Origin of the sequence: Pedobacter sp. (assembly GCF_035317785.1) — a bacterium.
Lineage (GTDB): Bacteria > Bacteroidota > Bacteroidia > Sphingobacteriales > Sphingobacteriaceae > Pedobacter.
In genome coordinates, this window is the sequence record NZ_DATHGC010000137.1 from 1 (window position 1) to 13,519 (window position 13,519).

Here is a 13,519-nt window from a genome sequence, read left to right on the forward strand (position 1 = left end):
ACTCCAGCCTTTCTTGAAGCGAATTACAAAAATTTTCAAATACGTTGTTTGTAATCGAAATGTCTCGTATTTCTTTTTTTGTAAAAACATCATAGCATCCATCCGTGGCCAAAAGAAATCTATCCATTTTTTCGTACTCAAATTGAATATGTGTTACTAGGATATCACCTTCCATACCTAATGCACTATCTAGGATATGTTTTCTTGGGTATGTCAAGGAAGCCTCAAAAGTCAGCAACCCTTCCTTTACCAGCCTTTTAGCTTCCGTATGATCTTCTGTTAGCTGTTTAAGTCCATTTTTTCTCAAAACATAAAGTCTACTATCGCCTGTATGCACTATATTTGCTAATTTTTTATCAAATAATACACCAATGAATGTAGTAGCCATGTTTTTGCAGTCCGGCTTGAGGGAGGCTTCAGCAATTAACTCGGAATTGACCTTCTGCATCATCAATTTCAGATTTAAAGCTTCATGTTGCTGCTCTTTTATTTTTTTTATAAATTTTTCAACGCAGAATTTTGAGGCATACTCACCACAATTATTCCCGCCTACACCATCTGCTATACAAAAGAATCCAGTTTCCCCAAATATCTCATATCCTAAATAGTCTTCGTTTGTCTTTCTTGGGCCAGCGTTGGTGTAGCCAAATTTCTCCATGATGTTATTATAATTTGCAAATAGTTTTAACCGTTTTGTATAATGTTGGATGCAAAGATTCATATGAAAAGTCAATTGAATATGTCAAGTGACTCAAAGCGTAACATAGCTCTTTATCATCAACACTAAATTGAATATTTAATCTACGAATTAATTTTTCGTCAGCTGAGTGACCAACCTTGTCAACAAACAAACGTTCTACATACCATCGATTATGTCTTGTGCCCATATATAGCAAAGCCATTATACCCTCAGCTTGTACGCTGATGCTTTCGCCCGAAATTAAGAAATTTATTCTTGATGCCAACGCATCACAAGTATTCCATTGGAAACTACTGCTTTTGATAAAATCAAAATACACACTTGCAAATCTCCCAAGCGAGTTGGACTCCTTAATGACTTTGATGTGATCTAAGTCGATTTGAAGAACAGCATTATGTCTTTCACCAGTATCTTCTTGGGAACTTATATAGTTTGTAATTTCTTCAATCTCATTTTCATTTAGTAGAACCGGGTTTCTAGATAAATACTCCGTAATTCTTATTCCAATCTCCGTCTTAGCCTCAAATGATTCCGTATCAAACGTAGCAAGCAAATCCCGTAAAGATGTTACACTTTTAAATCGTTTTTTTGGATCATTTTTAGTGCATGTGGACAATATATCCGAGTATGTTGATCCATCTACTATCTCATTACAAGGAACCCGGCTCCCCGTTCCGACGAAATCGTGAATTATACAGCCTACAGAATAAATATCTGACGCTATTGTACCATTTTTTAAGTGCTGTGTTATTTCTGGCGCGGTATATAAGTCCGAATTCTTGGCCATAGCCGTCGATGTCAATACAGTTAATCCAGTTCTTTGAGTTACACTCATTAGGCCAAAGTCGCCTATTGCATAGTAATCTGCACCTTCGTTGTCAGAAAAGCGGAGAACATTACTTGGCTTAAGATCTCTGTGATAAACGTCCAAAGAATGAATTTCTTCAAGGCCTGAAAGTATGTCCAACACGGGGAACATGAAATTGGAACTATCTATATGGCCGTTTTTAGTATCTTTTTCTAATGAATTATGAGCTAGTGGCATTATAAAATAAGGAGGGTTTTCCTTGACAAACAATTCCAGGACGGGCACAACATTTTTGTGTGAAATGCCGGCTTGATATTTAGCTTCGTAAATAAATCGTTTCTTCGCATTTTCTTCAAATCCGTCATCAATCATTTTTTTGTCTAGCTCAAAGGTCTTTCTGGCATATAATTGGCCGTCTTCACCTCGGACTTTTTCAACCTTACCAAATCCACCAGTTGCAATGTGGTCAACAAATTCATATTTCATTCGACAAGAGATTAAGTTAATTTATATTTAAATAAACATACCTAAATTGAATGAAATATTTACCACAAATCTCTGGCATTAAACATTGGTCCCAACTACTGCGTTGACAAAGGTGGCGTTTCAAGAAAAGCAGATAGTCGAACTAGGGCTAGAACTTAAGGCAATTTTTTGGTGCAATAAGCCATATTTCTGGTGAATCCGCCCCAACAGGTAAAGCTATAGGGCGGATTTGCTGTAAAAGCCTGTAGATAAAGTTCAATTAAATGCGTAATATTCCGCTCCGTCTCCTCCATGGTATCCCAAAACATCGATCACCTTTATGTAGGTGTAAGTTTTATTTGAAAATTTTACGGCCAATTGATTTGGTACTCGGTTCCCACCCAAAGCTTGACCCACACCTTTAAATCCGAAGGCGGACATTGTGGGGGTTGAATATGTGGTTTCTTGTTTGCTAACCAAGCTTAAAATTCCACCACCAGCTTGATGCACCTCTACTATAATTTTATTTTCAGATTTGATGTGTTTAGCGATCACATCAAACTTGTAGTCACCATGAATAAGTACTTTGTATTTTGATAAATAGTTTCCATTTTCATCGGTAACATATGTCGCTTTATATCTGAATGGTATTCTCGAATCTGTGTCGGTTACATAGATGAACCCTGTGGAGGGAATTGACGACTTTTTTTTCTGTTGACCATTAGCAGAATGCAATGTAGCGATAAACAATAAAATGGTCATGGTGAATGTAAAGAGTTTACTCATGTGAAGGTTGGTTTGATACCTCCAGTTCCAAAAAAGGCGGTTAAAAAAGGCAGGCGTGGAACTGTAGCCTACTGTAGAGAGGTACTGGTATACCCACGAACAAGTAAACTAAGCCCACGCCTGTGACGTGAGCGATAGCTACTTCTCTTGTTCGTTTAAAAATTACCAGTTTTCTCTACAAGTTGAAGCTAACGCAATGCGGTTAGATGATATGTTTGTTTCTTTTGTCTATTCTATATGCAATAAATTTTGATTTGACGAAGGTCTAAAATAAATGTGATAAGTAAAAATGATCCTTCGCACCATCGCTCATTGATTATTCCATTAACGTGAAACAGCGGAGGTATTTATATCGCCTTAACTGCATCAGACTTTCTACGATTTCTTTTAAGCTTTACATCCGGTAACAGGACAATACCACCCAGATAAGCCTCATCAGCTCTAAACTTAATTCCTTTGATGAAACAGATCTTTGAACTGGTCAGTGTATCGGTCGCTATCAATTTTCCCTGACATCCATGTCCGTCGAAAGTTGTATTGAAAAAGGTGATGGTTTCCCCGTTTTTATCAACGGCTTTAGCTGTACATTTTGCACAGGCATAATTGGGGTAACGTTCAGAGTACTTTACATACCTATTGCAGGCTGGGCAGTGCTGTTGTTTTGGGAATTCTTTTTTATGATTCATCTGTATTGATTTAGTTTTTACATCGAAATTTGTTGAGAGTCGTGCGATCTAGGTTTCGGCAGGTCGTTATCCATCGCCTCACCACTTCTTTTGCCTTGCGTGAGAAAAGGCATGAAAAAGCCCAATTCCTTTTCGGGAATCAGGCTTAGTTTAAATCAGGGAAAATTAATTCATGAGACTGCTGTTTTCTTTGATCCATTCATTTACTTCATTGACATCGAAGAACTTGGCTTTCGCAGGGTCTTCGTGATAGGGTAACCCGAGTGCTATCCTCCTGTTCAAAGTAGTTCTGCTCCATTTGAAAAGCTTTTGCATTGCATCGTGTCTGATTAATGGCATTGGCGAATTTGAAGCCTTACCCAGTTCTAAATTCTCAGGTTGATTTTTTAAACGAGTGAATTCATGCAATACCCTCAGAAACTCCAGTTCTGCATTTATCCACAATTCTGGATTAAAATTCATCCTGTCTTGATCATATTCAACTTGAAAGGCTCTGTAATGTTCCTCATCGATTGGTCTCTCGATCTGAGAAATGAGCTTTTTGGCATAATGTAGGAACAGGATTTTGACATCGGTTTCCTTAATAGTACTTGAGGTTTCTTCAAGAAACAGTATCAATTCCTCGTTTGTGCTCAGCGATTTGATTTTGCGCTTGAAGCTGTCAATATTTGGTGATTGAACATACCGAAGTATGGTTGCGTCAATATTCTGGGTCATTTTCATTCTATTGTCTTCTGGTGTTTTACATGCTTAATTTATATTTCCAATCTGATATCATTTTTCATGGCGTTAACTATTCTCGGCGATGATTTTACCATGTCAAACGGCATGGTTATATTTATCGTTGAGGTTGTTGACCGAATCAAATAGATTTCCAGTGAGACTTTTCGCGTAAATCATGGTTTGCTCAATCTTGGCGTGCCCAAGAAGGTCTTTTACATATATTATTGACGTGCCCATTTCAACCAAGTTGGAAGCGAAACTGTGCCTGGCGCAGTGGAAGCTGATATTTTTGCTTATTCCGGCCATTTTCATCAGGTCTTTGAGATTGCGGTTAACAACCTGGTTTGCCATTTGAGGCAAGGCTTTCTTGATCTCGACCTTTATGGTCAATTTTGAATATTTATTCAGAATATCTTTGGCCTTGACCATTAAGGGTATCAGTAAAGGCTTCTCTGTTTTCACAATCTTGATCTCAATTCGATCTGGATTGGATTTGACGTCACCCCATGCTAGATTGTTGATATCAGAATACCTCAATCCGGTATAGCAACTAAATAGAAAGATGTCTTTTGCCATCTGAAGAAAGACCTCTTTTTCAGGTACTTTTAAATCGGCTAACAAGTTCACTTCTTCGATCGAAAGGAATGTCCGGGTTCCTTTTGTTGTTCTTATTTTGAAGTGTTCATACGGTGAATGATCCATCAAACCTTTGCTGATGGCTTCCCTAATCATGTGTTTCAGGCATTTGTGTTTCACAAAACATCCGTTTGTGGAGTTATTTCGCTCTTTGCGCATGAACAAATCAAACTTCTGAATGCAGTCATACGTTAGATCGCCAAAGTTGAGCTTGTTGTTAAATTGTTGTAAAACCCTCGCAGCTGATCGATACGATTTGAGCGTAGCAGGTTTTTTCTCAAACTCCCAGAGCTTCATCTGATCGGTCCAAAATCCAAATAGGGTGATTTCTGCGTTACCCTTAAGGTAAGCAAGCGCCACATTTAAAGTTGTAGGTTTACCCAGGCTTTCTTGCTTCAGCATAAACATTTCCCAACCGCTCACTTTACTGGCGATGTATACCGACAATTGTTGATTGAATTTATCAGTACGCTTAACATTGTTTGCCTTCTCGTCCCATTCTTTTGGCAAAACGGACTTACCTGATGATATTCTTGTCACGTAAGGGCCAACTCTTACAGCGAAATGAATTGGACATGTGCCATCAGCTTTTTTCTTATCCGATCTCAGGACTGCTTTAATACTGTATGTAAGTTTCATAACATTTTAATTTAGGCTGGAAAGTTCCAGCGGTTTTTTCACTCTAAAAATTTATTTATATGTTTATTTCGTAACTAACAGGGTTTGTGAGAAAATTATTTTGGCCTCAATTTTGGATTGACAAAGCTTGACCTTTCTAAAAACTCAATCGGTTTTAGCTCATCAATACTTTTGATTATATTTTTATGATGGTACCCGCTGACAGCTACCTGGCCCATGATCTTTATCAACCCTGTGTAACCTCGAAGCTCCGCAGTTAAGTTTTCATAGTGATTTGACAATATGGTTGCATATATAATGTCGTCGCTATCATTTGCATCTAATACGATATTGCAAAATGGCGGATAACCAGCTTCGTACACGCGGCTAATATGTCCTGTAACTGATACAAGCTTTTTACCTGTAAAAAATTCTTGTAATTGAGCAGGGTTCATTGAAATGTCTATCATTTTTTCTTGGTAACTTTTTTTAATACTTTTTCGCAGGTTCCTTTCATTTCTTTCTCTTCTTAATGCTATATCATCAATCTCTTCGACTGGAGCGACAGAAGTGTATCCGCACACCTCTTTCACAACGTTTTGCATAATTAATAAGGAGCGCTCATAATCAATTTGTATTTCTTCAACCAAAGCCCTCTCTTTAATTGCCCCCTTTATAATCGAAGTGAGAATTATCTTCAATTGCTCAGGAGTTCTATTGCCTTTCAAACCAGGGTGATTTTTTGTGCGTTCAAGCAGGTAGTTACGAACATCATGGCTGTCCCATGTAAAAAAAGTGTGATTGAGTTTGATTGCGATTTCATCACAATCCTTAATAGTTATTTTTTTGTTCTTATTAAAAGATAAATAAGAATTATTTACTTTATTCTTAATAATAAGGGGTTTAGCGAAATCGCTAAGAGCTAAAGTCCTTTTGGCATCAATAGTTGTCTCGACAAGTAACTCCTGATTTTTGAGGGCAGAAACTGCTTTACTGATATTTGTGGGATGTTTTAACAATATTTCAGCGAGTTCCTGGTTCGAAGAGTTACAGTAGAAATCATCACCACTATTGATGAATATCCACAGAAGAAGCAATTTCTGAGCATCATTAATTTTCTCTTGCGTGGTGATCATTTGAAATGTTTCTTTCAATTCCATTTTATATGATTTATGTTAATTAATAGGCTTCACCATGAAGCCTGATACTCTGTATAACTTCCCGATCGCAAAGTCCCCTTGAAACCCAAATTCGGAGATTGTTCCGGATCGGTTCGGCTGGGGATAATTAAGTTGTGTGTATGTGAAAAGAAGGGGGCGAATTTGCCTCATACTCAAGTCCATTTCGCTGAATGCCTTATAAAGGCACATCAAGTTTCTGAAGAATCAAGACCATTTGCGAACCTAATGCATTAAGGGGCCAAGACGATTAATCGTTAAACTTTATATCATGAAGTGACCCAAAGAACTTTGCGTTTCTGTCACTTTTTCTTGCCCGAGAGAGATGAACTCACCCGAAGTCAGGGCTAAGGTCACTCGAAATAAATGCGTTGCGCTCAACAGAAAATTGATCGATGACAAAGTGTTGCGTAAATTGAGCGATATTAGGCGCTACTTAAATCACACTCTGCAAGAGGATGCAACAGACCAAGCGATATGAAATACTAGAATCATTGCCATCGTATGGACCAATGTATATTCCTGTTAGCGAAAACAATGAAGCATATTATTCCGAAGGTTATGTTGCTCGATTTTATACTTCCGAAGACACAACTTGGGTTGGCAACTTTGAGCCGGGATTAACCGGACTGGACGCAGTTTATGAATTTGAGGATGATCCTTATATTTTGGTAATTGCCGGAGGAACGTGTTATTTGATGAACCCCGACTTTCATAAGCCTATTTCGATATTTGGAGCACTTTATGAAACGGCTATTAAAACTTTGGATGGAAGGCTTATTCTTCAGGACTCGACACATTTGACAGTTTTTGAGATAAGCGGAGAACACTGGAGTACCGAAAGAATTTCATGGGATGGAATCAAAGAATTAATTATTGAAGGAAATCTAGTAAGAGGGGTTGCTTATAGACCAACTGCCGAATCTGATGAATGGGTGGAATTTGTTGTCGATCTTGAAAAACGAAATGTCAGAGGTGGAAGCTGGTGCCATCACGAATTTAAACCTACTGTTGAAAAAGCAAATCTGATGCATAAACACCAACCCGCAAAAAGGAGATGGTGGAAAATCTGGTAAAGAAATGAAGGTTCAAATTATAAGCGATTTACACCAGGAGTTCGGAATCTCAGATTTCACATTTGACAATGCCGATCTGGTTGTTTTAGCCGGAGACACCAATCTTGGTATTAAAGGCATTGAATGGGTCAAGAAATACATTCTGCATAAGCCAGTGATTTATATTCTCGGCAACCATGAATACTATAAAGGTTCTTATCCCAAAACACTGCACAAAATTGTTGAAGCATCAAAAAACTCCAACATTCATGTTCTTGAAAATGAAAGAATTAAACTAGATGGAATCTGTTTTCATGGCACAACCCTGTGGACAGACTTTTCTTTGTTTGGAAACCCTGTTGAATATGGGAACATCTGTCAGGCAAAAATGAATGACTATAAGCAAATCCGCAGAGACCCATCCTATTCAAAATTGAGAACTGTTGACACTTATAAAATCCATCAGTTTTCGAAATCTTGGTTGCAGGAGAGCCTTGAAGAATGCCGAAATGAAAAGAATGTTGTCATTACCCATCATGCTCCAAGTATAAAATCTGTGCCTGAGATTTACAAAGACGATCCCGTGACATCAGCCTACGCTTCTAATCTTAAAGAACTTATTATCAGGTATAAACCTTTATATTGGATACACGGACATATCCATACACCAGCAAGGTATAAGATAGATCAGACCGAAATTATCTGTAATCCACATGGGTACATTAATGAGGCATACAATGGGTATAACAGTGAGCTGATAATTGAAATACCATAATCAAAACAGATACATTCAATCTGTTCAAAACGAACCATTTTTACCCAAATCAGCCCAAAAAATTCGCCCCTTTTTTAGCCCCTTGAAGCAAAAAAGCCAGCAGTTATGTATAACTACTGGCAAAACGAGTGGTCTCGAAGACACCGATTTCAAACTCTTTTTTGGAGGATTTACAGCTCATTATTGATATTCTAGGCCAGGAAGGATGATTTTAAATATCTCGGCGAGACAGATTTCAAACTGTTTAACGATGTTATTTAGTTTTATATATTTACAATATGAAGCGCACCTATCAAACCACAATTTAAATATCAATACCTAATTAATATTTTATAAATTAGATTTTTAGCGTTCAATAACTCTCAAGCAATGCCTTTCCCATTTTCGATTAAATACTCAACAACATTTAAAGAAAAAATAGTTCCGGAAAACTACCCAAAAATCCTACAACATATAAGGACTTTTATTATAAATAAGCCAGCTAAGGATATCATTATAGAAAGCAACAAATTAAGTTTTAAGCCCGGTGCTTATTATGGGAGTTGGAACATAATGGTATCAATTGAAAAAGGAATTTTCAGTATAATTGAAAAAGAAGGCCATGTAATTTTGACCTATGAGTTTTTTATGTATCGTCTCTTTATCACTACTGGAATTATGTCTGTGATTGCTGGGATACTTACACAAATACTTTGGATTCCAATAGCTGCCTTTCTTTGGCTATGCGGAATGAACTGGATTATAGCATTAGTTAGGCACAAATCCATGTTGGATGACCTTGCTTCAGAAATAGATGCACTAATTAAATATGAAAATGACAATCAAAATTAGTAGGGTGATTTTAGCAATTGGACTTATTTACTACATTTCAGGGTGTAAAAACAAATCAGCCGTTAATAACAATCAATTAACGTCAACCCAAGACTCCTCCAAACCAAAAGCTCAGGAATCAGAAGAAAATGCCTTTGGAGATCTTAGAAAGATCGCATTTACAGTAACTCCAGAACAACTTGGTATTTCATTGCCAACAAACAAAACTGTCGTTTATGGAACTATCATGGACTGGGGGATGAATGATGCCACAGCATCAATAGTTACCTACAACACAGGAGACGCAAGTTTGTATTTAAGTTCAGGCGGCGGTGTTATTGGTGGAGGACAACATCAAAACGTAAGTAGTGCCGCTAAGAACTTTGTAAGCTTAGCGCAGACCTTTCTTGAAAACACAACAAAAGCTGAAAAGACAACTTTACCATCAACAGATGAAGTTAATTTTTACCTATTAACAAACAAGGGGATTTATGTTGGCATGGAACAAATGAAAAACATTGAAAACAATTCCTCTCCGTGGTTAAAATTATTTGAAGAAGGAAATAATGTGCTAGCAGAACTACGCAAGACAAACGGAGAATGAGCAAAAAGCCAGCAGTTATGTATAACTACTGGCAAAGTAAGTGGTCTCGACGGGAATCGAACCCCTTCGTTAACCATCATATTTTCAATGAATTAGCAAGTCTTAAAACTTGTTACTCTCCGAATAACTCACCTCACCTAGAATACGTTTAGCTGCAATTGCTATATAATAAAATTACCAAAAAAAAATAGTAATACAAAGATTGGGAAGCGAAATTATGCAAATATTCACTGGCAAGTTTTAGATAGAGACCGGACGGGACTCGAACCCCACCATTTCATGGCCTCTAATTCAATATTTTTTTCACGTTTTTCAGGTAAAACTCACCGAATTACTCACTGATTTTTAATGCCGTTATAACTGCAAATGCTATATATCAAATATATGGATTTTTTGTAATTCGGTCAATTTTTTTTGCGCCAGGAAGTACACGGTTAGGCGATAAACTGGTCTGGCCGAGGTGGGTTGTCTACATCGCAATGGAATCCAATTCGTACCCACCAAAAGCAAGAACCTCTGGTTTTGCAGGCCCCAAATGCGCGGGGATAATATGCTAAACGAAAAAAATGGAATTTACTGCCTTGATGTTCGACTGAAGTATCTACTATGATTGATACCTATCGAATAAAAATGCTGTCAAGTTTGCTTAATGTTGAAAAACGATATTATTAGCTTAATAGCTAGTTAATTATTTCAGATCGCCGTTTATTTTGCTAGGCCTTGAAAAGCAATTAAAAATGATTTGACGGGAGTCCTTGTAAGGCAACTTACAAATTGTTGATCATAAAATCCAAGTAATTTTCACCGCTTCTGTCTTTGAAAATTTTTCTTAGCCCTAATTTATTATCAATAAGGTAACTCTTAAGGTAAGACTTGACATCTGTATCAAAATAGCAAATTACATTTTTACCAAGCATCGCATTGCTCACATCAGTTGCATCGAAGGTCAATTCCATGAATTTATCTTCTCCTACGTAACAAGTCGCAATCCAAATGTATTTAGGCAAGCTCCCACTAACAATATCCAGCTTTTCCTTTTCCTCCAAGGCAAAGCCAAGTACTTGCGCTTTGAAGCAATGGCTGTAATTTAACTTGATGTCCCAAAATAATGGATCTTTGAATTCTTCTTTGAACGCCCTAATCAATATTCTATGCAGCCCGATTATGATAGCCTCTACATCTTCATAGGATATCCTGATTTTGGGATATACCGGCACTACCATGTTCATTACATAACTAGGCAGCTTATCTTTATCATTTAATGTCCATTGTGTCTCCAGACCATTCGGCTCTATGAAAGGCGCCCTGGCAAAAGGTCCGAACTGGTCATCGTGTATATAGATTTTTTCAATCCTGTTGGCTACATAAGGACCTATATCATAAAGCGCATGGCCTTTATCAGCTATTTTATGACCGCAAACCGCGACTGCATGATAGCCATACGCACCTTTGTAAGGAACTTTGATCGCTAAGATAATAGGGATGCCTATCAACTCGTAGGCGTTGATAATTTTCTTAAGGTAGGTGTTACTAATAAAATAATCTCCCTCCTCTTTGTGTTTATCAACTTCAACCACCCCAGTCCTTACTTCTGGTGCTAGACCTGAATTATTGATTGCCTGGCAAATTTGCAGTGTACCTAAACCTTTGTTCGGAAATAGCCTGTTTCCGTCATTTTGAAGGCGATCTGCATCTTTAGTGATTTCACTCGGAACTTTTAAAGTCGTATGCAAATCAACTGAGGCTTTGTTTAGCATGGACCAGATAGCCGTTGTTGCGCAGGCTGCCAGTACATTGTCCTGCTCTTGGAAAGCTAAAGAATTAATTGTTAAGACTTTACCGAACAAGTGAATTTTGTAGTCCCTCAATCCCCAGTATTTTCTCAAGTCTTTCTTTTTACCAGCGGAGTAAGTTTTTAAAACTGTGTATCCGATCATGGTAATTGGAATTGGGTTAACCACAATAAATCCCAAATAGGAATTCCACAATCTATGATTTTCGCCAACAATCGCTTTGTTCAAGTCCTCCAAGGTAAAAGCTCTCGAAAAAAAATGAATTCTCCTGCAAAATTTATGGTAATGGGTAAAACAGAAGGCATAATAACTGGCATAATCATGCAAAAAATCCTTGCTGACATACTCCTCCTCAATCACCATTGTTTTAGCGTTAAGCCCATCAACCCCCAAGTAATTCTTGAAATATGAAAAATGGTTTTTAGTTTTAACCATTTCGACATCGGTATGCTTATTGGAAAGCTCCTTCGAGAGATTCGAAGGATTATACTTGAGAACGTCCACCAGAAATTATAGCTTGATAATAACTTTCAGCTGATTATCATTCAGGTGTTTCAACCTTAACACATCTTCTTGTTCTTTTCTCGTACTGACAATAAATCGATCCAATTCTTTCTTACTTTCTATGTTTTTCTCTGACTTGAAAGTTGTATTAGCTTTCAAAATATCAGTGAAACCTAGCTTATTAATAGAATTCATATTAAATTTATTTGGTCGCAAATATAACAAATACCATATATAAATATATGGAAATAACATATATACTAATTATATATATGAATAAATAATTATTTATTATTAAGCGTAATTGTAATATAATGTTTTAATTATTTGAATTTTCGCCCGACTAAGACTTGAGTTCTGCATTTAGCTTTTCGATTAGATCTTCAAGTATCGACTCATCCTCGATTGCCTCGAACATGGAATTTTCGAGCTTGGAATAGCTTTGAAACTGCTTAGCAGGGATTTTGCCGTGAATAAAAGTTTGAACTATGCGGTTAGCTTTTTCAGGGTGCAGCATTAGGTACTCACTTATTTTGTTTTTCAATTCTGTTACTTTAATCCGTCTAGTGTCATCCTTTATGCGTCCGGAGAGCGCCGCACTATATTCCTTGATTTTCTCCAGAGAGCTGGTCAATAGCGAAGTGGTATTTATTCCGCTTTCCCGAAGGAGCTCTAAGCTATGAACATCATTACTGTCACTAATCTCTATAAGCGCATCATTTAAATGCTTTTGGAGGCTTTTGTCTTTAGTTCCCATGTTTTTGGTTGTTAATTGATGTCGTATTTTTTTAATTTGCGTTGTACTCTTTTGACAATATTGTAGATTATTTCAACCTCCATGTCCAGCTCCTTGGAAATCTCCCGAGGCTTTAGCCCGTCTTTCAGGCACTCAAAAACAGATAATGCTTCTTCATCACTCGCCAGTATTCTGGCAATGTCCTCTTCCATTTCCTTAATGATGTAATCTTTCTCCGGGTCGCTGGTGATTTGAGACATCAGCATCTCTTCATTTTCTGGAAGTGCATCGGTGATTTCAGTTTCTTTTAAGTGCAAAAAGTTCGACCTGAGACTGTCAACAATCCCTTTTAAAAAAGAATATAGATCAGGGTAATAATCAATGTTCCATTTCCTTTCCTGCTCCCATGCCAGTCGAATTGCTTCATCGGCAAAATGTGCCGATAAGTTTTTCACATCATACAAGTTATGAAGAAAATCGAACCGCTGGAGTTTGTTCAGAGAATAATAATGCAGTTTTGGAATAATACTGCTCCAATTTTCCTGATTCAACCTGTCTAAGAGGGCTTGACCTGACAATATATTTTTGTTAAAATTCATTAGCGTTCAACTATATATGCTGTAAACTTAATTTTTTTTTCCA

General features: G+C 37.3%; 14 protein-coding genes. 4 read left to right on the top strand and 10 right to left on the bottom strand.

The genetic code is table 11. The features are described 5' to 3' along the window. The 7 genes from VK541_RS08425 to VK541_RS08455 all read right to left on the bottom strand — a co-directional run. A partial coding sequence (locus VK541_RS08425; RefSeq protein ID WP_324368860.1) for a PP2C family protein-serine/threonine phosphatase occupies window positions 1–658 on the bottom strand: 658 nt, incomplete at its 3' end. 7 nt (window positions 659–665) lie between these two features. Next, window positions 666–1,994, bottom strand: coding sequence for a protein kinase domain-containing protein (locus VK541_RS08430; protein ID WP_324368863.1), 1,329 nt, complete (start codon window positions 1,992–1,994; stop codon window positions 666–668). 255 nt (window positions 1,995–2,249) lie between these two features. Beyond that, a complete protein-coding gene (locus tag VK541_RS08435; RefSeq protein WP_324368865.1) occupies window positions 2,250–2,759 on the bottom strand; it encodes a hypothetical protein in 510 nt (169 codons plus the stop codon). A gap of 347 nt (window positions 2,760–3,106) precedes the next feature. Next, a complete protein-coding gene (locus VK541_RS08440; protein WP_324368867.1) occupies window positions 3,107–3,445 on the bottom strand; it encodes a hypothetical protein in 339 nt (112 codons plus the stop codon). A gap of 165 nt (window positions 3,446–3,610) precedes the next feature. Then, complete coding sequence (locus VK541_RS08445) at window positions 3,611–4,162, bottom strand: hypothetical protein (protein ID WP_324368869.1); 552 nt, start codon at window positions 4,160–4,162, stop codon at window positions 3,611–3,613. A gap of 102 nt (window positions 4,163–4,264) precedes the next feature. Continuing rightward, the gene (locus VK541_RS08450) at window positions 4,265–5,443 is read right to left on the bottom strand and encodes a site-specific integrase (protein WP_324368872.1); all 1,179 of its coding nucleotides are present in this window, start codon (window positions 5,441–5,443) and stop codon (window positions 4,265–4,267) included. A 95-nt stretch (window positions 5,444–5,538) separates the two neighbouring features. Next, window positions 5,539–6,582: a hypothetical protein gene (locus VK541_RS08455; RefSeq protein ID WP_324368875.1), complete on the bottom strand. Its 1,044-nt coding sequence runs from the start codon at window positions 6,580–6,582 to the stop codon at window positions 5,539–5,541. 476 nt (window positions 6,583–7,058) lie between these two features. Between VK541_RS08455 and VK541_RS08460 the strand changes: the two genes are divergently transcribed. The 4 genes from VK541_RS08460 to VK541_RS08475 all read left to right on the top strand — a co-directional run bounded on the left by VK541_RS08460 (window position 7,059) and on the right by VK541_RS08475 (window position 9,844). After that, window positions 7,059–7,676, top strand: a complete 618-nt coding sequence (locus VK541_RS08460) for a hypothetical protein (protein ID WP_324368877.1) — start codon at window positions 7,059–7,061, stop codon at window positions 7,674–7,676. 4 nt (window positions 7,677–7,680) lie between these two features. Then, window positions 7,681–8,430 carry a metallophosphoesterase gene (locus tag VK541_RS08465; RefSeq protein ID WP_324368879.1) on the top strand — a complete coding sequence of 250 codons (750 nt, stop codon included), beginning with the start codon at window positions 7,681–7,683 and terminating at the stop codon, window positions 8,428–8,430. Window positions 8,431–8,799: 369 nt separating this feature from the next. Then, a complete protein-coding gene (locus tag VK541_RS08470; RefSeq protein WP_324368881.1) occupies window positions 8,800–9,261 on the top strand; it encodes a hypothetical protein in 462 nt (153 codons plus the stop codon). Beyond that, a complete protein-coding gene (locus VK541_RS08475; protein ID WP_324368883.1) occupies window positions 9,239–9,844 on the top strand; it encodes a hypothetical protein in 606 nt (201 codons plus the stop codon). The genes VK541_RS08470 and VK541_RS08475 overlap by 23 nt, the downstream gene beginning before the upstream one ends. A 767-nt stretch (window positions 9,845–10,611) precedes the next feature. Here VK541_RS08475 and VK541_RS08480 read toward each other — a convergent pair. From VK541_RS08480 to VK541_RS08490, 3 genes are all read right to left on the bottom strand, one after another. Next, the gene (locus VK541_RS08480) at window positions 10,612–12,072 is read right to left on the bottom strand and encodes a hypothetical protein (protein WP_324368885.1); all 1,461 of its coding nucleotides are present in this window, start codon (window positions 12,070–12,072) and stop codon (window positions 10,612–10,614) included. Between the two features lie 412 nt (window positions 12,073–12,484). Further along, window positions 12,485–12,898: a hypothetical protein gene (locus tag VK541_RS08485; protein ID WP_324368887.1), complete on the bottom strand. Its 414-nt coding sequence runs from the start codon at window positions 12,896–12,898 to the stop codon at window positions 12,485–12,487. Between the two features lie 11 nt (window positions 12,899–12,909). Beyond that, a complete protein-coding gene (locus VK541_RS08490) occupies window positions 12,910–13,332 on the bottom strand; it encodes a hypothetical protein (RefSeq protein WP_324368889.1) in 423 nt (140 codons plus the stop codon). Between the last annotated feature and the right edge of the window lie 187 nt (window positions 13,333–13,519).